Raw genomic sequence first — 20,828 nt, 5'->3', positions numbered from 1 at the left:
GGAGTGGTCCGATGAGCCCGGACGCCGAACGAGTGCCCAGCCCCGCCGTCGGCGGCCGACTTCTGACTCTCACCGTCGGACCACCCGCGGCCGGCGGCACCTTCGTCGCCCGCCACGAGGGACGAGTGGTCTTCGTCCGTGGCACCACACCGGGAGAGACCGTGACGGCCCGGCTGCTCGATGACCCCGAGGAGAACGCCTCGGCCCGGTTCTGGCGCGCCGAGGCGATCGATGTGCTCGAGGCCGGCGTGGACCGGGTGCCCTCGGTGTGGGAGGAGGCCGCCGCTGACGGCGTCGGCGGGGCGGAATGGGCCCACATCGCCCTCCCCGCCCAGCGCCGCATCGCCAGCGAGGTCATGCAGGAACTGCTGCGCCGCGCCGGAGTGACCAGCTACCCGATCGAGGACGTGCAGGTCGAGCCCGCGCCGCACGATCTCGACGGGCTCGGATGGCGCACCCGCGTGCGCTTCGCCGTCGATGCCGACGGGCGCGTCGGGATGCGCGGATGGCGCTCCCACGAGGTGCGCGACGCCGGCGAGAACCCGTTGGCCGCCCCGGCCATCCGGGACCTGCGCCTGGGGGAGTGGACCGCCCCGGAGGGCACCGAGGCGATCGACGCCGTGGCCCCGTCGGCGGGACCCGCCTCCGTGGTGCTGATCGGTCGCGAGCTCGACCCCGCCTCGGTCGTCGTCCCGGACAGCTGGGGCGATGCCGGGGTCGCCGTGCGCACCGGCCGCGGCCTGGTGCCGCTGCGCGGGGACGGAACCGTGCGCGAACGGGTGGGCGAGCGCCTGTTCGCCGTCAGCGCCACGGGCTTCTGGCAGGCTCACCGCCGCGCGGCGGAGCTGCTCAGCGAGGTCGTCGAGTCCACCCTTCGGGCGCCCCACGGCGGCAGTGCCTGGGACCTCTACGGAGGTGTGGGCCTGTTCGCTGCGACCGCGGCGGAGCAGGTCGGCCGTGACGGCAGCGTCATCACGGTCGAGGGCAACCGCCGCGCCTCCCAGCTGGCGGCCGAGAACCTCGAGGATCTGCCCCAGGTCTCGACCGCCACGGCCGACGTCACCGACTGGGTCAGAGCCCGTCGTGGCGGCGTGGACGTGGTCGTGCTCGACCCGCCCCGCAACGGCGCCGGCACCGAACTGATGGGTCTGCTGGCCAAGGCGGTGCGACAGCGGATCGTGTACGTCTCCTGCGAGCCCTCCACCCTGGCCCGCGACCTCGCCGCGATCGAGAAGGCCGGCTGGAAGATCTCCGAGCTGCGCGCCTTCGACCTCTTCCCGCATACCCACCACGTGGAGTCGGTGGTGGTGCTGGAGCGCGACAGCGAGTCCTGAGCCCGGCGCTCCCGTGGTAGGCTTTATCTTGACGTCAAGATATCTACCGGAGATCACTCCGGAGACCCCCGTGGCCACGTCCGGCGAGCGTCGTGCACCTGCGCGCCGCCCGGGACGGTCACGGCGTTCGCCCGTCCGCCCCGGCGGGCGCGCATACGATGGAGGGGTCGCCTCATCACCCAAGGAGTTCGCCTCATGAGCACTGTCGACTCATTCGCCGCGAAACAGGATCTCACCGTCGGCGGCACCGACTACGAGATCTTCGCGCTCGACGCCGTGGAGGGCGCCGACAAGCTTCCCTACAGCCTCAAGATCCTGCTGGAGAACCTGCTGCGCACCGAGGACGGTGCGAACATCACCGCCGACCACGTCCGCGCGCTGGCGAACTGGCAGCCCAGCGCCGATCCCTCGGTCGAGATCCAGTTCACCCCGGCCCGCGTGATCATGCAGGACTTCACCGGTGTGCCCTGTGTGGTCGACCTCGCCACCATGCGCGAGGCCATGCAGGAGCTCGGCGGTGACCCCGAGAAGATCAACCCCCTCGCCCCGGCCGAGATGGTCATCGACCACTCCGTGATGATCGACGTGGCCGGCAGGCTCGACGCCCTCGAGCAGAACATGGAGCTGGAGTACGAGCGCAACAAGGAGCGCTACCAGTTCCTGCGCTGGGGCCAGACCGCCTTCGACGACTTCAAGGTGGTGCCCCCGGGCACCGGCATCGTCCACCAGGTCAACATCGAGTACCTTGCCCGCACCGTCATGACCCGCGAGGTCGATGGCGCACTCCGCGCGTACCCGGACTCCTGTGTCGGCACCGACTCCCACACCACGATGGTCAACGGCCTGGGCGTGCTGGGCTGGGGCGTCGGCGGCATCGAGGCCGAGGCCGCCATGCTCGGCCAGCCGGTCTCCATGCTCATCCCGCGCGTGGTCGGCTTCAAGCTGACCGGCGAGATCCCGCCGGCGGCGACTGCGACCGACGTCGTGCTCACGATCACCGAGATGCTCCGCGAGCACGGCGCCGTCGGCAAGTTCGTCGAGTTCTACGGCGAGGGTGTCGCCCAGGTCCCGCTGGCCAACCGTGCCACCATCGGCAACATGAGCCCCGAGTTCGGCTCCACCTGCGCGATCTTCCCGGTCGACGAGGTCACCGTGGACTACCTGCGCCTGACCGGCCGCTCCGAGGAGCAGCTGGCCCTCGTCGAGGCCTACGCCAAGCGCCAGGGGCTGTGGCACGACCCCTCGAAGGAGGCCGAGTACTCCGAGTACCTCGAGCTGGACCTGTCCACCGTGGTCCCCTCGATCGCCGGCCCCAAGCGCCCGCAGGACCGCGTGGCCCTGACCGAGGCCAAGGAGAACTTCCGCGAGGTCCTCCCCTCCTACGCCGGCGACGGCGTTCCCGTCCACGAGATCGATACGCCCGAGTCCGGCACCTTCCCGGCCTCGGACCCGGCCGCCCAGGGCTCCGACAACGACTCCGGCGGCGAGGCCCCCGTGGAGGTGCCCGCGGCTCAGGGCCGTGCCTCGAACCCGGTGCAGGTCAAGGGTCAGGACTTCTCGATCGACCACGGCATCGTCTCGATCGCCTCGATCACGTCCTGCACCAACACCTCCAACCCCTCGGTGATGATGGCGGCCGGCCTGCTGGCCCGCAACGCCGCCGACCGGGGCCTGACCTCGAAGCCGTGGGTGAAGACCTCCATGGCGCCCGGGTCCCAGGTGGTCACGAACTACTACACCAAGGCCGGCCTGTGGCCCGCGCTCGAGGAGCTCGGCTTCCATCTCGTCGGCTACGGCTGCACCACGTGCATCGGCAACTCCGGCCCGCTGTCCCCGGAGATCTCCGAGGCCATCGCCGAGAAGGACCTCGCCGTCACGGCAGTGCTCTCGGGCAACCGCAACTTCGAGGGCCGCATCAACCCCGACGTGAAGATGAACTACCTGGCCTCCCCGCCGCTGGTCATCGCCTACGCGCTCGCGGGCACGATGGACTTCGACTTCGAGAACGACCCGCTGGGCACCGACAAGGACGGCAAGGACGTCTACCTGCGCGACATCTGGCCCAGCCCCACCGAGGTCGAGCAGGTCATCGCCGAATCCATCTCCCAGGAGATGTTCACCGACGACTACAAGGACGTCTTCACCGGAGACGAGCGCTGGCGCAACCTCGACACTCCCGAGGGTGCGACGTTCGCGTGGGACGAGGAGTCCACCTACGTGCGCAAGCCCCCGTACTTCGAGGGCATGGAGCTGCGCCCGGAGCCGGTCACCGACATCGAGGGCGCCCGTGTCCTGGTCAAGGTCGGCGACTCCACCACCACCGACCACATCTCGCCCGCGGGCGCGATCAAGCTCGACTCCCCGGCCGGTCGCTACCTCCAGGAGCACGGGGTCGCGCGCAAGGACTTCAACTCCTACGGCTCGCGCCGCGGCAACCACGAGGTGATGATCCGCGGCACCTTCGCCAACATCCGTATCCGCAACCAGCTCCTGGACGGGGTCGAGGGCGGCTACACGAAGAACTTCCTGACCGGTGAGCAGGAGTTCATCTACGACGCCGCCCAGGCCTACGCCGAGCAGGACATCCCGCTGGTCGTGCTGGCCGGCAAGGAGTACGGCACCGGCTCCTCCCGGGACTGGGCCGCCAAGGGCACCAAGCTCCTCGGGGTGCAGGCCGTGATCGCCGAGAGCTTCGAGCGCATCCACCGCTCCAACCTCATCGGGATGGGCGTGCTGCCGCTGCAGTTCCCGGCCGGCGAGTCCGCCGAGTCGCTGGGCCTGGACGGCAGCGAGACCTTCTCCATCGCCGGCGTCTCCGCCATCAACGAGGGCGCCAGCCCCAAGCAGGTCGCCGTCACCGCACAGAAGGAGGACGGCACCACGGTGGAGTTCGACGCGGACGTCCGCATCGACACCCCCGGCGAGGCCGAGTACTTCCGCAACGGCGGCATCCTGCAGTACGTGCTGCGCCAGCTGGTCGCGTGAGCCGGGACGGCCCGGGCTCCCGCAGCCCGGGTCGTCGACCCCGGTTCATCGACCGTGGGCGAGAGTCCCCGTGAGTGCGTGCGCCCCGTCAGGCTTCGGCCTGGCGGGGCGCACTGCGCGGAGCGGGCATGGTTCTCATCCGGATATGGGACTAGGCTCCTGGCCAGCGCTGGTCCGAGACGTCCGGAAGGGGATGATGATGTCCGATCACGAGGCCTACATCTCCGCGGCGCCCGAGCAGTTCCGGCCGGTGCTCGAACAGCTCCGCGGCGAGCTTGCGGCCGCCCTGCCGGAGGCACGTGAGGTCCTCAAGTACGACATGCCGGGCTTCGAGATCGGGGGATCGGTCGTCGCGGGGTATGCCGCCTTCAGCCGGCAGTGCGGCCTGTATGTCGCCGCAGGTGCCATCGCGTCGCACGCCGAGGACATCGCCGCGGCCGGGCTGAAGGCGACCAAGACCGGTGTCACCTTCACGGCGCGGAAGCCGATACCCGGGGATCTGATCCGTCAGCTCGCGCTCGCCTCCCGCCGCGAGCACGGGAGATGAGCGAGCCCGACGGCACCGCGCAGCAGTGCGGCGACGTCCACTAGTGCACCGCTGCGCACGGATACTGCACCGCGATGCACACCCCGGTGGGGACCGGTGAATCACCGGTGAAGATGTGCACGAATGTGACCATGCGGTCCGTCGATACAGGTCAGCACGACGTACGCTGGCGGCATCCCGTCCCCGAGGCCGATGGAGGACCTGCGCATGTCGACCTCTCAGCAGCATGCCGTCCGGTACGCCGCACCGTCCGCGCCGGCCCCCTCCGCGGCCCCTCGCCCGGCCGCCGGTGACGCATCACCCGGGGCCGGACCGACGGACGTGGACATCCCCGCCGATCCCGCCCGGCTGCGCGAGCTGGCCCCCACCGAGCTGCCGGCGCTCGCACGCACCCTGCGCCGACGGCTGGTGGAGATCACCTCGCAGCACGGCGGGCACCTCGGTCCCAACCTCGGCGTCGTCGAACTGACCCTCGCCCTGCACCGCGAGCTCGACTCGCCGCGCGAGGCGATCGTGTTCGACACCGGCCATCAGGCCTACGTGCACAAGATGCTCACCGGCCGCGCCGATCTCGCCGGCCTCCGCGGCGCCGGAGGCACGGCCGGGTACCCGGACCGCGCCGAGTCCGCCCACGACGTCGTCGAGAACTCCCACGCCTCCGGCTCGATCGCCTGGGCGCACGGCATCGACCGCGCCCACCGCCTCGCCGGCGAGCCCGGGGTGTCCGTCGCGGTCACCGGCGACGGGGCACTGACCGGCGGCGTCGGCCTCGAAGCGCTCAACGAGCTCGCCACCGACGTCGGCTCACGCACCATCGTGGTGCTCAACGACAACACCCGTTCCTACGCGCCGACCGTCGGGGGACTGTCACAGCACCTGCGAGACCTGCGCGAGGGCACGGTCGCGGCGGGCGACGACCTGTTCAGCTCCCTGGGACTGACCTACCTGGGGCCGATCGACGGCCACGACCACGCAGCCCTGGCGCGCGCACTGCGGCAGGCCCGGGCGGCGGCCGAGGATCCGGAGCGCCCCGGTGTGGTGCTGCACGTGATCACCCGTAAGGGAGCAGGCTTCGCCCGCGCCGAGATGGACGCCCTCGACCACTGGCACACCACCGGGCCCTTCGACATCGAGCCGCCGAACGAACCCGAGAGCGCTCCGGTCCCGGAGGCGAGCGATTCGCCGGCCCCTCCCGCAACCTGGACCGCTCGCTTCTCCGCGGCGGTTCTCGAGGCCGCACGCGCGGACGATCGCGTCGTGGCCCTCAGCGCCGCGATGATCGACCCCGTCGGCCTCGCATCGATGCAGCGCGAGCTGCCCGAGCGCGTGATCGACGTCGGCATCGCCGAACAGCTCGCCCTGGACACCGCTGCCGGACTCTCCCGCGGCGGGGCGAAGCCTCTGGTCGCCCTGTACTCGACGTTCCTGAACCGGGCCTTCGACCAACTGCTGCTGGACGTCGCGCTGCACGGCGAGGACGTCACCCTCACGCTCGACCGCGCCGGGATCACCGGCCCCGACGGGCCGAGCCATCACGGCATCTGGGACCTCGCCCTCGCTGCCCAGGTCCCGGGAATGGCCGTCTGGGCGCCGCGTGACGGCACGCGACTCGATGATGCTGTGACCGCCGCCCTCACCGTGGCGGGGCCGTCGCTGGTGCGCTTCCCGAAGGGCTCGTGCCCGGCGGAGATGGACGCCGTCACCGTGACGGCGGCGGGGCATGTGCTGGCCGGGGACGTCGAGCAGCCGATCGACGTGCTGATCGTGAGCATCGGCGCGCTGGCCGATCGCGCCGTCGCGGCTGCTCAGGAATGCTCCGGGCTGGGGAACGTCGTGGTCCTTGATCCTCTCCAGGCGCTGCCTGTCCCCGCGGAGCTGGTCGACCTGGCCGCCGGTGCCCGCGCCGTGGTCACCCTCGAGGACGGCGTCGCCTCCCGTGGTGTCGGAGCGGCGCTTCGCGGACACCTCGGCGACCGCGCGAGCGTCTCGAGGCCGACGCCGCCCGTGCGCACCCTCGGGATCGACCAGTCGTTCATCCCGCACGGGGACCGCGGACGCCTCCTCGCCGAGCAGGGCCTGGACGCTCCCGGCATCGCATCGGCGGTGCGTGACGTGCTGCGCTGACGCGCGCGGCTGCACCCGTCCTGGGGAGCCATGGCTCCATGGCCCGGGGAGCTGTGACTCCTCGGTCCAGGGCTCCTCGGCCCAGGGAGCTGCTCAGCCCAGGGAGCTGCGCGGAGCGGGGTCGTCCGCCCGGGCCGTGAGGATGACCGGGTCGCCCTCGGTGACCTGCAGCGTGTGCTCCGCGTGCGCTCCGCGGGAGCCGTCGGCCGAGAGCTGGGTCCAGCCGTCGGCCTCATCGACCACGAGCTCGGAGGTGGTGGGGGAGAGGAACGGCTCGACGGTCAGCAGTTGGCCGGCGACGAGCTCGAGCCCTCCGCCCGGGGTGCCGTGGTTGGGCACGAACGGCGCTTCGTGCATGGTCCGGCCGACGCCGTGCCCGCCGAAGCGGTTGTTGATCGTGTATCCGAGGCTGTGGGCCTCGTTCATGACGGCATGGCCGATGTCGCCGACCGTGTTGCCGGCGCGCACCTGATCGATGCCCGCCCACATCACCTGTTCGGTGTCGCGGATCAGCTGCAGATCCTCGGGGCGGGGCGTGCCCACCGTGATCGAGAGGCAGGAGTCGGCGACCCAGCCCTCGACCTCCACGGCGAAATCCAGCGAGAGCAGGTCGCCGTCGGCCAGGACCCGGTCGTAGGGGCGGCCGTGTAGGACGCCGTCGTTGACCGAGGTGCAGATGACGTGGCCGAAGGGGGAGGCCCCGAAGGCCGGGTGGTAATCGAGATAGCAGCTGGTCGCGCCGACCTCGCGGATCAGCCGATGCGCTTCGGCGTCGATCTCCAGCAGATTCCATCCGACATCGACCACGGAGCGCAGGTGGGAGAGCACCGAGGCGACGAACTCGCCGGCCGGCCGGGCCTGGTCCAGGGTGGGCAGCTCCTGCGTCGCGTCGCGGCGGCGTCGTCCGAGGATCATGAGGTCTCCGAGGTGTCGGGGCGGGCGGCAGGGGGATCGGCTGGGTCAGCGGAGGACGTGCGCTCCTCGGCCCACTGCCAGGTGACCAGGCGGGCTCCCACCCAGGCGATGGCGGCGGCGAACAGCGAGGCGCCGATCAGGTGGAAGAAGACGATCAGCTCCGGGAGCCCGGTGTAGTACTGGACGTACCCGATGACGCCTTGGAGCAGAGTCAGCACGACGAGGCCCCAGGCGGCGGTGGTGGCCTCGGGGCGGGCCCCGTGGCGGTGCAGCACGATCAGCAGAGCGATCAGCAGGGCGCAGAACACGTAGACGGCACCGGCGTGGAGCCGGGCGGCCAGGCGCGGATCCATCGCGATGCGGGTGATCTCGCCGGCGTCGCCGGAATGGGGGCCGGTGCCGGTGACGATCGTGCCCAGCACGAGCACAGTGAACCCGACGGCTGCCAGCGCGATGAAGATCCCCAGCGCGCGGGTCGGCACGGCCGGCCGGACGGGGCCGTCCCCGTCGTACAGGCGCACCAGCAGCACCATGGAGACCGCCCCGAGCAGCGGGGAGATCAGGAAGTGCGGGCTGACCAGTCCCGGGTGGAGGTGGAGCCACACCACGAAAGCCCCGATCAGCCCTTGCAGCAGGGTGCCGATCAGCGGCACCCAGGCCAAGCGGCGGAACCCGGGACCCTTGTGGCTCAGCCACCGCCACGTCACCAGCAGCACCGCGATCGCGAAGATGCTCAGCACGCCGGTCAGGGTGCGATTTCCGAACTCCACGAACGGGTGGATACCGGAGGCCATCGTGAACTCCGGTGTGAACTGGCCGGGCTCGCAGTTCGGCCACGTCGAGCAGCCCAGCCCGCTGCCGGTCAACCGCACCGCGCCGCCGGAGAGGATGATGCCCATCTGGCAGATGAGGTTTCCCCACAGCGCGATCGCGGCGAGGCGTGCCCGGCGCCGCGGTCCCCAGGACCGCAGGCGAGGATCGGGCAGCGTGGTGATGCGGCCGTGGCGCTCGGGGACGCGTGCGGTCGCGGGCGAGGCGACGGGACCGGAGGACATGCGGTCGATTCTAGGGATGGCGACGGGAAGTTCCCTGATCGAGCGTCGCTGATGCGACCGATCCCGCACTGCATCGGGATGGCGACCGCTCCGAGCCCCGGGCACTCAGCGGGTCGATCACCGCGGCAGGGGATCCTTCAGCTGTCGGTCCAGCGGAACCAGCGGATCACGGCGAGCGCACCGAGCACCGCCCATGCCATCAGCACCAGCAGCGAGCCCGGGGAGAACGGGCCTCCGGCCAGGCACGCCCGCATCAGCTCCCCGAGAGCACCCGAGGGCAGCAGATCCACCAGGCCGCGCAGCAGATGCGGATAGGTCGCCGGCGGCAGGGCGACACCGCCGGCGGCCACCAGGACGACGAACACCAGGTTGGAGACCGCGAGCACCGCTTCGGTGCGCAGGAGGCCGGCGATCAGCAGGCCGAGCGAGCCGAAGGCGACGGTGCCGAGCACCCATACCGGGACCACCGCCAGCATCTCCAGCGCTGCGGGTCTCCAGCCGAGGATCAGAGCGAGCCCGCCGAGCACGAGGACCTGGATCACCTGGACGAGCAGCGTGGCGAGGATCTTGCCGGCGAGGTACCCGTCGCGTCCCAGCGGTGTGGTCGCCACCCAGCGCAGCACGCCGTTGCGGCGGTCGAACCCGGTCTGGATCGCCTGGGAGGTGAAGGACGTCGAGATCAGCGCGGTGGCCAGGGTCGCGGAGAGCGCCGTGTCGATCGGGTCCGCGCCGTCGAGGCTGCCGATGGGCAGCAGGCGCAGGCCGATGAGCACCATGGCGGGCAGGGCGATCGCCACCATCAGCTGCTCGCCGTTCGAGAGGAGCGTCCGTGCCTCGAGCGCGGCATGGGCGATCACCCTGCGCAGCATCGACGCAGGCCGCGGCGCGGGCCGCGGGGCAGGCGCCGAGGTCGGCCCCGGGCTCCCGCCGGCTCGGCGGGTCTGGGCAGGCCGTGATGCGGGCGATGGTGACGACAGGGGTGCGTCATCGGCGGCGGGGCTCATCTCAGCTCCTCAGCGGGCGCGGCGACACTGCTGCCCGGGGCGAGCGGCGCCCCAGCTCGCGACGCGGGCTCCTGCCGATCCGCACGGTCCTGCTGCATGAGGTCCAGCAGCACGGCCTCGAGATCCGCGGCGCCGGCACCGGTGATCTCCAGCCGTGCGCCGTGACGAGCGGCGGCGGCCTGCAGGTCCGCCTCGAGAGCGGGCACGGAGGCCGGGTCGACGCCGTGCGCGGTCGCGCGTACGGCGACGGCGCCGTGCTGGGCGTCGTGCGCGGTGATGATGTCCTGGACGGAGCCCGTGGCCAGGGTCCTCCCGCCGGCGATGACGCAGACGGCGTCGGCCAGGCCGACCACGTCGTCCATCATGTGGGTGGTCAGCACGACGGCCGTGCCGGTGTCGGCGAGGGAACGGATCAGGTGGCGCACCCGCTGCCGGATCGAGGGGTCCATGCCGGCCGTGGGCTCGTCCAGGAAGATCAGCTCGGGACGGCCGATGATCGCGAGGGCCAGCGCGAGGCGCTGCCGCTGTCCACCGGACAGCCTCCGCACGAGGGTGGTGGCGAACTCGTCGATCCCGAGGTGCTCGGCGACCTCGTCCACCGGCAGCGGGGCGGCATGCAGGCTCGCCCCGTAGCGCAGCAGAGACATGGCTCGGGCCCCCGAGGTCAGCCCGCCGTCCTGGATCATGACGCCGACGCGGGCACGGTGGCCGGGGCCGGCGCGCCAGGGGTCGCGGCCCAGCACCGACACGGTTCCGCCGACGGGGCGCAGCAGCCCGGTGGCGCAGGAGACCACGGTGGTCTTGCCCGCGCCGTTGGGACCCAGGAGCGCTGTCACCTCACCGCGGCGCGCGGTCAGCGAGAGCCCGTCCAGGGCGCGGACGGGGCCGTAGAAGTGCGTGAGGCTCTCGGCGTGCAGGGCCGGCGGCGCCGGGGACGGCGCGGGGGAGTGGTCTGTCATGTCGGCACCCATGGTAGGCGCGGCGGAGGTGCGACCGCCCCGCCGCGGCCGCCCCGCCGTGGCCGCCCCGCCGCGGCCGACCGGCCCGCCGCGCCCGGCCGCAGGCCCCGAGCGAACCTGCCCTGCTGTCCGTGGGCGCTCAGCGCCCGGTCACGTGCAGCGGGGTGTGCTCGGGGTCGACGACCTCGGCCGCCAACGGCGGCTCGGGGGCGGTGCCACCATCGCCCCACGTGTTGGTGGGGAAGCGGTCACGGTCGTGAGCATCCATGAGGTGGCTCATATCCGGACCGACGGGCACCACCTGGGTCGGGTTGATGTCGGTCTGGACGTAGTAGTAGTGCGTCTTGATCTGTTCGAGGTCGATCGTGTCGCCGAAGCCGGGCGTCTGGAACAGGTCCTTGGTGTAGTTCCACAGGTTCGGCATGGTCGCCAGCGGCTGACGGTTCGCCTTGAAGTGGCTGTAGTAGACCGGGTCGAAGCGGATCAGGGTGGGAAACAGGCGCACGTCGGCCTCCGTGATCGCGGGCCCCATCAGGTACCGGCTGTGCGAGAGACGGTCCTCCAGTTCGTCGAGCGCCACCCACAGCTTGCGGTACTCGCTCTCGTAGACGTCCTGGGAGCCGGCGAAACCGGTCTTGTACACACCGTTGTTGACCCGGTGCAGCATCCACGTGTTGAGGGCGTCGATCTCCTCGCGCTGGGCCTCGGGGTAGAGATCCGGGGCGCCGTCGCGGTGGTGGGCGCTCCACTGGGTGGCGAAGTCCAGCGTGATCTGCTGGAAGTCGTTGGTCACGACGGCCTTGGAGGGGATGTCGACCATGGCGGGCACCGTGATGCCGCGCGGGTAGTCGGGGAAGCGCGCGAAATAGGCCTGCTGGAGACGCTCGTAGCCCAGGACCGGGTCCTTCCCGCCCTCATCGAGATCGAAAGTCCACGAGCGCTTGTCGTGGGTGGGACCGGGCATGCCCACGGAGAGGACGTCCTCGAGGCCGTGCAGGCGGCGCGAGATCAGGGTGCGATTGGCCCACGGGCAGGCGCGGGCGGCGACGAGGTGGTAGCGGCCGGGCTCGACGGGCCATCCGTCCCGGGCGTCCTCCGTGATGCGGTCGGCGATGTAGTTCATGTCGCGGTCGAAGGGCTTGCCCTGGTGGACGTAGGAGCCCTCGGTCGAATGCTCCTGGCCGGAGTCCGCGGTGCTGGTGGCGTCCTCGATGCTCATGGCTTCTCTTCCTCGGTCTCTCGTGGGGAGGCGATCGCGGGGGATGCCGCGCCGCCTCCCAGGGTAGTTGAAAATGAGCGGAGACGGAAGCGGTGCCATGCCGCACACCGGTCGAGCGGTTTTAGGAAAGCTACGTGTTGTAAAATATTGGGGTGCCGTCAGGTGAGCAGGCCAGAGCAGGGAGAAGGTGAGGCGCCGATGACAGCGGAACAGCCGGATCCCGGCAGCACTCTCACCACGCGAGATCGCCTGGTCGACGCCATCTCGGCGCACGGCCCGATCACTGCCCGCCAGCTGGCGGAGCGGTTCGGTCTCACCAGTGCTGCGGTGCGTCGCCATCTCGCGGCGCTGGAGGCCGACGGGACCATCGCCGAGCATGACGTACCCATCGGCCATCGCGGCCGTGGACGCCCCAGCAAGGCCTTCGTGCTCTCGAAGTCCGCCCACGAGTCCCTGCCCGGCGGGTACGACGACCTCGCGGTGATGGCCTTCGAGGAGCTCGCGCGCCTCGGCGGGGACGAGGCGGTGTCACGGCTCGCCGGGCGCCGTATCGCGGATTGGGAGGCGGCGCTGTCGCAGCGGGTCGCCGAGTGCGAGGCCGCCGGGGAGACCGTCACCCTGGCTCGGCGGGTGGAACTGCTGGCCGAGATGCTCACCGCCCGCGGGTACGCCACCACGGTGCGTCCGCTGCACGTCCCGATGCCTGCCACGAACACACGACCGGGCGGCAGCCCGCGTACGCTCGTGACAGCGCAGCTGTGCCATGGGCACTGCCCCGTCCTCGACGTCGCCGCAGATCACCCCGAGCTGTGCGAGGCCGAGACTGAAGTCATCTCCCGCATTATCGGAGCACCCGTCCAGCGCCTGGCCACCCTGGCGCAGGGCGCGCACGCTTGCACGACACACATTCCGCTCACCGAGGGAAGGACACCATGACGAGCGCACCAGAGAAGCTGACACAGGACGAGATCATCGAGTCCGTCGGCCAGTACGCCTTTGGCTGGCACGACGAGGACACGGCCGGTGCCAGCGCGCGCCGCGGCCTGAGCGAAGAGGTCGTCCGTGACATCTCCGCCAAGAAGGACGAGCCCGAATGGATGCTCGAGCGCCGCCTGAAGGCGCTCAAGCTGTTCGACAAGAAGCCCATGCCCACGTGGGGCCCGGATCTGTCGGGCATCGCCTTCGAGGACATCAAGTACTTCGTGCGGTCCACGGAGGCCCAGGTCACCGACTGGGACGACCTGCCCGCGGACATTAAGGAGACCTACGACCGGCTCGGCATCCCCGAGGCCGAGAAGCAGCGCCTGGTCGCCGGTGTCGCCGCGCAGTACGAGTCCGAGGTCGTCTACCACCAGATCCGCGAGGACCTGGAGGAGCAGGGCGTCATCTTCATGGACACCGACACCGGGCTGCGCGAGCACCCGGAGCTGTTCCAGGAGTACTTCGGCTCCGTCATCCCCGCCGGTGACAACAAGTTCTCCGCGCTGAACACCGCGGTGTGGTCGGGCGGCTCCTTCGTCTACGTCCCCAAGGGCGTGCACGTGGAGATCCCGCTGCAGGCCTACTTCCGGATCAACACCGAGAACATGGGCCAGTTCGAGCGCACGCTGATCATCGCCGACGAGGGCTCCTACGTGCACTACGTCGAGGGCTGCACCGCGCCGATCTACAAGTCGGACTCCCTGCACTCGGCCGTCGTGGAGATCGTCGTCAAGAAGGACGCCCGTGTCCGCTACACGACGATCCAGAACTGGTCGAACAACGTGTACAACCTGGTCACCAAGCGCACCACGGTCGAGCAGGGCGGCACCATGGAGTGGGTCGACGGCAACATCGGCTCCAAGGTCACCATGAAGTACCCGGCGGTCTGGCTGATGGGCGAGCACGCCCGCGGCGAGACGCTGTCGATCGCCTTCGCCGGCGAGAACCAGCAGCAGGACACCGGCTCCAAGATGGTCCACATGGCCCCGCACACCTCCAGCTCGATCGTCTCCAAGTCGGTCTCGCGCGGAGGTGGCCGCACGTCCTACCGCGGCCTGGTCCAGGTGATGCCCGGCGCCGAGCACGCGGCCTCCACCGTGCTGTGCGACGCGCTGCTGGTGGACCAGATCTCCCGCACCGACACCTACCCCTACGTGGACGTCCGCGTCGACGACGTCCAGATGGGCCACGAGGCGACCGTCTCCAAGGTCTCCGAGGAGCAGCTGTTCTACCTCATGAGCCGAGGCCTGGAGGAGACCGAGGCGATGGCGATGATCGTGCGCGGGTTCATCGAACCCATCGCGCGCGAGCTCCCCATGGAGTACGCCCTCGAACTGAACCGCCTGATCGAGCTGCAGATGGAAGGAGCAGTCGGTTGATGACTGCCTCAGATACGTACGACCTCACCGGTGCCGAGAGCGCTGGGGATCCCGCGGCCAACGAGAACGTCGGGAACGCCGCCGGTGCGGCTCCCGTCGCTGCTCAGTCGGCCCTGGACGGTGCGCGGCCGGCGGCCGCCCCCGAGCTGGAGGAGGAGGGCCTGGCCCTTCCCGGCGAGAAGAATCCCGAGCGTGCCGCGCTGAACCGCGGCGCGCGCAAGCGCTCCTTCGAGCTCGGCGACCACGCCGTGCCCACCAGCAAGGTCGAGGAGTGGCGCTTCACCCCGCTGCGCCGCTTCGCCCCGCTGTTCGAGGACGTCCCCACCGACGACCGTGAGGGCGATCCCGCCCTGGACTACAGCATCGACGTGCCCGAGGGCGCCCCGGAGACCTCGGTGCTCGCCCCCGGCCAGGCGCCCCGCGGCACCGCACTGGTGCCCGAGGACCTCACCGCTGCCATCGCCTCGGCCCGCACCGAGCAGGCCCTGCACCTGGTGGCACCGAAGAACACCGAGCTCTCCGAGCCGTTCCGGGTCGGGATCAACGGTCAGGGCGCGGACCGTCGCGGCAACGCACACATCGTGCTGGAGACCCAGGAGTCCTCCTCGGCGACCTTCGTGCTGAACCACACCGGCTCGGCCCAGTACGCGCAGAACGTGGAGATGGTCGTCGGCGACAACTCGCAGATGACGGTCATCGCGCTGCAGGACTGGGACGACGACGCGCTGCACGTGGCGACCCACCACGCTCGTGTGGGGCGTGACGCGAAGATCAAGCACATCGTGGTCTCCCTCGGCGGCAGCGCCGTGCGGGTCAACGCCATCGGCGAGTTCGCCGCCCCGGGCGGCGAGATCGAGAACCTGGGCCTGTACTTCTCCGACTCCGGCCAGTTCCTCGAGCACCGGCTCTTCGTCGATCACGCGGCGCCGAACTGCACCTCGAACGTGGCCTACAAGGGTGCGCTGCAGGGCAGCAAGGCACGGTCCGTCTGGGTCGGCGACGTACTGATCCGCAAGGAGGCCGAGGGCACCAACACCTACGAGCTGAACCGCAACCTGGTTCTGACCGAGGGTGCCCGCGCCGATTCGGTGCCGAACCTGGAGATCGAGACCGGGGAGATCGAGGGTGCCGGTCACGCGGCTGCCACCGGTCGCTTCGACGACGAGCAGCTGTTCTACCTGCGCGCGCGGGGGATCCCGGAGAAGGAGGCGCGGCGTCTGGTCGTGCGCGGCTTCTTCGCCGAGCTCATCCAGCGCATCGACGTGCCCGAGATCCGTGAGCACCTCTTCGAGTCCATCGAGTCCGAGCTCGCACGGAGCATGAACTGATGAGCGACGCCTTCGTCCCCGTCGCCACCCTGGACCGTCTCGCCCCCGGCGAGGCGATCGACGTCGTCGCCGACGACATCGAGATCGCCCTGGTGCGCGACGAGGACGGCGGCGTCCACGCCCTCGAGGACGTCTGCTCGCACGACGAGATCGCCTTGTCGGACGGCGACGTCGAGGGCTGCACCATCGAATGCTGGAAGCACGGCAGCCAGTTCGACCTGGTCACGGGCCGGCCCCTGCAGCTGCCCGCCGTCCTGCCCGTGCGGGTCTTCCCCGTCCGGGTGGACGAGTCCAGCGGCGAGATCCTCGTCGACCCGACCGGAGCCTCCACCCTCTGATCATCATCGGGCGCCGCCGGCCGGAGCCCGCCCCACCTCACGAATCCACCAGCACCCCTGGCCAAGGAGAACCACCTATGTCGATTCTGGAGATCAAGAACCTCCACGCCACCGTCGAGACCCCCGAGGGCACCAAGGAGATCCTCAAGGGCGTCGACCTGACCATCAAGTCGGGCGAGACCCACGCCATCATGGGGCCCAACGGCTCCGGCAAGTCGACCCTCGCCTACGCGGTCGCCGGCCACCCCAAGTACGAGATCACCGAGGGCGAGCTGACGCTCGACGGTGAGGACGTGCTGGAGATGAGCGTCGACGAGCGCGCCCGCGCCGGCCTCTTCCTGGCCATGCAGTACCCGGTCGAGGTCCCCGGCGTGACCGTGTCGAACTTCCTGCGCACCGCCAAGACCGCGATCGACGGCGAGGCCCCCTCGCTGCGCACCTGGGTCAAGGACGTCAAGGGCTCCATGGATGATCTGCGCATGGACCCCGTCTTCGCCGAGCGCAACGTCAACGAGGGCTTCTCCGGTGGCGAGAAGAAGCGCCACGAGATCCTGCAGATGCAGCTGCTCAAGCCCGGCATCGCGATCCTCGACGAGACCGATTCCGGCCTCGACGTCGACGCGCTGCGCATCGTCTCCGAGGGCGTCAACCGGGCCAAGGAGAACACCGACGTCGGCATCATGCTGATCACGCACTACACCCGTATCCTGCAGTACGTGAAGCCGGACTTCGTCCACGTCTTCGTCGGCGGCAAGATCGCGGAGCAGGGCGGCCCGGAGCTCGCCGAGCGCCTCGAGAACGAGGGCTACGACCGCTTCCTCGTCGGCGCCAACTGACGCCACCATCCGGTCCGGCCCGGGATCCATCCCGCGGCCGGCCCGGCACCACCCCACCAGCGGGCCGTGACCGCGGCCCGCGCCTGACCGGGAGGATGCCATGACCGACCAGAAGACCCCGTCGGCCACCGTCACCGCCGATGACGTCACCGAGGCGATGAAGGACGTGATCGACCCCGAGCTCGGGATCAACGTCGTCGATCTCGGCCTCGTCTACGGCGTCACCGTCGAGGACGGCCACGCCGTCATCGATATGACCCTGACCTCCGCCGCGTGCCCCCTGACGGACATGCTCGAGGAGCAGACGTTCGCCGTGCTCGACCCCATCACGGAGACGCACCGCATCAACTGGGTGTGGATGCCGCCGTGGGGCATGGAGAAGATCACCGAGGACGGCCGCGAGCAGCTGCGCGCGATCGGCTTCAACCTCTGACCTGACGCACGGGACCCCCTGATCTGCCCAACGGCAGATCAGGGGGTTCTTCCTGTGCACGACGGACCACAGTGAGCCCGGAGAGACCCGGATCGATCACCGGCTGTCGCCGGACGAGCGTCAGCCGATGAGATCGCCGGCCGGCGTGACCTCGAGGCCGTGCGCCTCACCGGTGCCGGCATGCGTGAGAGCTCCCTCGTGGGTATGCAGGCCCAGGGCCAGAGCGCCGTCGGCCCGCATCGCCTCGCGCCAGCCGCTGCCGGCGACCTTCAGGACGTAGGGGAGAGTCGCATTGGTCAGCGCCGCCGTCGCCGTGACCGGGACCGAGCCGGGCATGTTCGCCACGCAGTAGAAGACCGTGTCGTGGACGGTGAAGGTCGGATCATCGTGCGTGGTGGGACGGGAGTTCTCGAAGCACCCGCCCTGATCGATCGCGACGTCGACGAGCACCGAGCCCGGTTTCATGGTCGCGACCATCTCGTCGGTCACGAGCTTCGGGGCTCGCTTGCCCGGGATCAGCACCGACCCGATCACCACGTCGGCCTCGCGGAGCTTCGCGGCCAGGTCCAGCGTGGTGGAGTACCGGGTGAGGATGCCGCCGTGATGGACGGTGGCGATCTGGCCCAGCCGGGAGACGTTCAGATCCATCACGGTGACGTCCGCGTGCAGCCCGTGCGCCATCATCGCCGCCTGCTCACCGACCACGCCGCCGCCGATGATCACCACGTCGGCCTCATCGGTGCCCGGCACGCCGCCCATCAGCATGCCGGAGCCGCCCAGCGGCGTCATCAGGTGATACGCCGCGACCTGAGAGGCGAGGCGGCCGGCGATCATGCTCATCGGTGCCAGCAGCGGCAGGGACCGGTCCGGCAGCTGCACGGTCTCGTACCCGATCGCCGTGGTCCCGGAGGTCAGCAGGGCTTCGGTGAGACCCTGGTCCGCGGCGAGGTGGAGGTAGGTCATCAGCACCTGGCCTCGTCGCAGTCGCCCGTACTCCTCCGGCAGCGGCTCCTTGACCTTCACGATCATCTCGGCCTGCTCCCAGACCTCGTCGGCCGTACCGAGCACGCGGGCGCCCGCGGCCCGGTAGTCCTCATCGGTGATGCGCGCTCCCAGGCCCGCCGCGGCCTCGACGACCACCTCGTGGCCGCGCACGGCGAGCTCATGGACCCCGGCGGCGGTCAGGCCCACCCGGTTCTCGTTGTTCTTGATCTCCCGCGGCACCCCGATGCGCATGACGAGCCTTCCTGCGTGGTTCCGAGGCCGCTTCCCGCGGCCGTTCGCGCCCAGGATGGCACCCATGCTCGGGCGATGGGGCCGGGATGGCGGAGCGAGACGGTCTCGTGACGGACGGGGCCGCCGCGGGCCCGGGACTGTGGTTCGCGGCACCGTGGGGCGATATTCAGCGACTACCAGCGCACCCCGCACCTAGACTCGATCCGGCCCCGCACCGGTCGCGACCGATCCGGCGGGCCAGACGAGCAGCCCCGGGCGCGCGCCCGACCCCGCGAAACAGGAGCATCATCCCGTGATCACCGTGCACGACCTCGCCATCCGCGTCGGTGCCCGTGTGCTCATGAGCGGGGTCTCGTTCCAGATCACGCCCGGGGACCGGGTGGGCCTCGTCGGCCGCAACGGGGCCGGCAAGACCACGCTGACCAAGGTGCTCTCCGGGACGCTCGCCCCCAGTGAGGGCTCCGTCGACGTCTCCGGCGAGCTCGGCTACCTCCCGCAGGACACGCACACCGGCGACGAGCACGAGTCGGTCATCTCCCGGATCCTCTCCGCCCGTGGCCTCGACGACGTCTTCTCGAAGCTGCGCCGCGCCGAGGAGGAGATGGGGGACATGAGCCTCAGCGAGGCCAAGCGCGAGAAGGCCATGGACCGGTATCCGCGACTGATGAGCGAGCTCGAGTCCCGCGGCGGATACGCGGCCGAGGCCGAGGCCAAGCGCATGTCGGCGAACCTGGGTCTGCCCAACCGCCTGCTCGAGCAGGAGCTGGGCACCCTCTCCGGCGGCCAGCGCCGCCGCGTCGAGCTCGCCCGCATCCTGTTCTCCCAGGCGCAGACGATGATCCTCGACGAGCCCACCAACCACCTCGACGCGGACTCGATCGCGTGGCTGCGCGAGTACCTCATGGGCTACTCCGGCGCGCTGATCGTGATCAGCCACGACGTGGATCTGGTCGAAGAGGTCGTCAACAAGGTCTTCTACCTCGACGCCAACCGCGCCGTCATCGACATCTACAACATGGGCTGGAAGCTGTACCAGCGTCAGCGCGAGGACGACGAGAAGCGCCGCAAGCGCGAACGGCAGAACGCCCAGAAGAAGGCCACGCAGCTCACGGCACAGGCCGACAAGATGCGCGCGAAGGCCACCAAGGCCGTGGCGGCCCAGAACATGCTCAAGCGCGCCGAGCGCATGCTCGACGGCGTCGAGGAGGAGCGGCAGACCGATCGCGTCGCCTCCCTGCGCTTCCCCAAGCCCGCCCCGTGCGGCAAGACCCCGCTGATGGCGCGCGACCTCTCGAAGTCCTACGGCAGCCTCGAGATCTTCGCCGGCGTGGACCTCGCCATCGACCGCGGCTCCCGCGTGGTGATCCTGGGCCTGAACGGTGCCGGCAAGACCACGCTGATGCGGATCCTGGCGGGCGTCGACGAGCCGGACACCGGCGAGATCCTCCCCGGCCACGGGCTGCGCGTGGGCTACTACGCGCAGGAGCACGAGACGCTCGACCTGGACCGCACGGTGCTCGAGAACATGATGACCGCGGCCTACGAGCTCCCCGAGGTCGAGGCGCGCAAGATCCTGGGGTCGTTCCTGTTCACGGGGGACGACGTGCACAAGCCCACGCACGTGCTCTCCGGCGGCGAGAAGACCCGTCTGGCGCTGGCCACTCTGGTGGTCTCCAGCGCGAACGTGCTGCTGCTGGATGAGCCGACGAACAACCTCGATCCCGCCAGCCGTGCGGAGATCCTGGGCGCACTCGCGGCGTTCGAAGGGTCCGTCGTGCTGATCTCCCATGATCCCGGCGCTGTCTCCGCGCTGTCGCCCGAGCGGGTGCTGATGATGCCCGACGCCGTCGAGGACCTCTGGAACGCCTCGTACCAGGAGCTCGTCGAGCTGGCCTGATCCTCTCGGCCGGACAGCTCAGGACCGGGCCGGCACCCGTAGCCAGCGCCCCCGTGCGCCCGTGCGCCCCGTGGCAAAGTGGCCCGTGCGCCAGGTGGCAAAAACGTGTAGCTGAGCGGCACTGGACCCCTCCAGGAGAGGGGCGCGGGCCGCTGACCCCTGCCGTCAGGCTGGCTGTGAGTCATGGAGGCGTAGCCGCGGTGTAGCCGCGTCAGGAGAGGAGAAGCCCGTGTCGATCAGCCCCGGCTATACCGAGGA

17 protein-coding genes are annotated in these 20,828 nt (G+C 70.3%); 11 read left to right on the top strand and 6 right to left on the bottom strand.

Going from position 1 to position 20,828, the window contains the following annotated elements:
- Positions 1-11 precede the first annotated feature (11 nt).
- The 4 genes from ACFQRJ_RS15060 to ACFQRJ_RS15045 all read left to right on the top strand — a co-directional run bounded on the left by ACFQRJ_RS15060 (position 12) and on the right by ACFQRJ_RS15045 (position 6,990).
- Complete coding sequence (locus ACFQRJ_RS15060; protein WP_377020034.1) at positions 12-1,334, top strand: class I SAM-dependent RNA methyltransferase; 1,323 nt, start codon at positions 12-14, stop codon at positions 1,332-1,334.
- Positions 1,335-1,529: 195 nt separating this feature from the next.
- Positions 1,530-4,319, top strand: a complete 2,790-nt coding sequence (gene acnA, locus ACFQRJ_RS15055; protein WP_377020033.1) for an aconitate hydratase AcnA — start codon at positions 1,530-1,532, stop codon at positions 4,317-4,319.
- A 199-nt stretch (positions 4,320-4,518) separates the two neighbouring features.
- The gene (locus tag ACFQRJ_RS15050) at positions 4,519-4,866 is read left to right on the top strand and encodes an iron chaperone (protein ID WP_377020032.1); all 348 of its coding nucleotides are present in this window, start codon (positions 4,519-4,521) and stop codon (positions 4,864-4,866) included.
- 207 nt (positions 4,867-5,073) lie between these two features.
- Entirely contained in the window at positions 5,074-6,990 is a 1,917-nt protein-coding gene (locus tag ACFQRJ_RS15045; protein WP_377020031.1) for a 1-deoxy-D-xylulose-5-phosphate synthase, read from the top strand.
- A gap of 93 nt (positions 6,991-7,083) precedes the next feature.
- Here the strand turns inward: ACFQRJ_RS15045 and map are convergent, their stop codons facing one another.
- The 5 genes from map to ACFQRJ_RS15020 form a co-directional block, all read right to left on the bottom strand.
- Positions 7,084-7,905: a type I methionyl aminopeptidase gene (gene map / locus ACFQRJ_RS15040; protein WP_377020030.1), complete on the bottom strand. Its 822-nt coding sequence runs from the start codon at positions 7,903-7,905 to the stop codon at positions 7,084-7,086.
- Positions 7,902-8,960 (bottom strand): heme A synthase, encoded by a 1,059-nt coding sequence (locus ACFQRJ_RS15035; RefSeq protein ID WP_377020029.1) that lies wholly within the window; start codon positions 8,958-8,960, stop codon positions 7,902-7,904. Before ACFQRJ_RS15035 ends, map begins: the two co-directional genes overlap by 4 nt.
- A 137-nt stretch (positions 8,961-9,097) precedes the next feature.
- Positions 9,098-9,829 (bottom strand): ABC transporter permease, encoded by a 732-nt coding sequence (locus ACFQRJ_RS15030; protein ID WP_377020028.1) that lies wholly within the window; start codon positions 9,827-9,829, stop codon positions 9,098-9,100.
- Positions 9,830-9,960: 131 nt separating this feature from the next.
- Positions 9,961-10,923 (bottom strand): ABC transporter ATP-binding protein, encoded by a 963-nt coding sequence (locus ACFQRJ_RS15025; protein WP_377020027.1) that lies wholly within the window; start codon positions 10,921-10,923, stop codon positions 9,961-9,963.
- Between the two features lie 139 nt (positions 10,924-11,062).
- A complete protein-coding gene (locus tag ACFQRJ_RS15020) occupies positions 11,063-12,142 on the bottom strand; it encodes a glutathione S-transferase family protein (protein WP_377020026.1) in 1,080 nt (359 codons plus the stop codon).
- Positions 12,143-12,340: 198 nt separating this feature from the next.
- Here ACFQRJ_RS15020 and ACFQRJ_RS15015 point away from each other — a divergent pair, with 198 nt between their 5' ends.
- From ACFQRJ_RS15015 to ACFQRJ_RS14990, 6 genes are all read left to right on the top strand, one after another.
- Positions 12,341-13,078 (top strand): helix-turn-helix transcriptional regulator, encoded by a 738-nt coding sequence (locus ACFQRJ_RS15015; protein WP_377020025.1) that lies wholly within the window; start codon positions 12,341-12,343, stop codon positions 13,076-13,078.
- Positions 13,075-14,502: a Fe-S cluster assembly protein SufB gene (sufB, locus tag ACFQRJ_RS15010; RefSeq protein WP_377020024.1), complete on the top strand. Its 1,428-nt coding sequence runs from the start codon at positions 13,075-13,077 to the stop codon at positions 14,500-14,502. Before ACFQRJ_RS15015 ends, sufB begins: the two co-directional genes overlap by 4 nt.
- Positions 14,502-15,830: a Fe-S cluster assembly protein SufD gene (gene sufD, locus ACFQRJ_RS15005; RefSeq protein WP_377020023.1), complete on the top strand. Its 1,329-nt coding sequence runs from the start codon at positions 14,502-14,504 to the stop codon at positions 15,828-15,830. The genes sufB and sufD overlap by 1 nt, the downstream gene beginning before the upstream one ends.
- Entirely contained in the window at positions 15,830-16,168 is a 339-nt protein-coding gene (locus ACFQRJ_RS15000; RefSeq protein ID WP_377020022.1) for a non-heme iron oxygenase ferredoxin subunit, read from the top strand. Before sufD ends, ACFQRJ_RS15000 begins: the two co-directional genes overlap by 1 nt.
- Before the next feature lie 77 nt (positions 16,169-16,245).
- Positions 16,246-17,004 carry a Fe-S cluster assembly ATPase SufC gene (sufC, locus tag ACFQRJ_RS14995; protein WP_377020021.1) on the top strand — a complete coding sequence of 253 codons (759 nt, stop codon included), beginning with the start codon at positions 16,246-16,248 and terminating at the stop codon, positions 17,002-17,004.
- 100 nt (positions 17,005-17,104) lie between these two features.
- Entirely contained in the window at positions 17,105-17,437 is a 333-nt protein-coding gene (locus ACFQRJ_RS14990; RefSeq protein WP_377020020.1) for a metal-sulfur cluster assembly factor, read from the top strand.
- 120 nt (positions 17,438-17,557) lie between these two features.
- On the opposite strand, the gene ald is transcribed toward ACFQRJ_RS14990, so the two are convergent.
- Positions 17,558-18,673, bottom strand: coding sequence for an alanine dehydrogenase (ald, locus tag ACFQRJ_RS14985; protein WP_377020019.1), 1,116 nt, complete (start codon positions 18,671-18,673; stop codon positions 17,558-17,560).
- 292 nt (positions 18,674-18,965) lie between these two features.
- Here ald and ACFQRJ_RS14980 point away from each other — a divergent pair, with 292 nt between their 5' ends.
- Entirely contained in the window at positions 18,966-20,570 is a 1,605-nt protein-coding gene (locus ACFQRJ_RS14980; RefSeq protein WP_377020018.1) for an ABC-F family ATP-binding cassette domain-containing protein, read from the top strand.
- Positions 20,571-20,828: the final 258 nt, after the last annotated feature.

The organism is Brachybacterium sp. GCM10030252, from assembly GCF_042666535.1.
GTDB lineage: Bacteria > Actinomycetota > Actinomycetes > Actinomycetales > Dermabacteraceae > Brachybacterium.
Note: the sequence above shows the minus strand (reverse complement) of the source record. Positions and strands in the feature narration are given on the sequence as shown.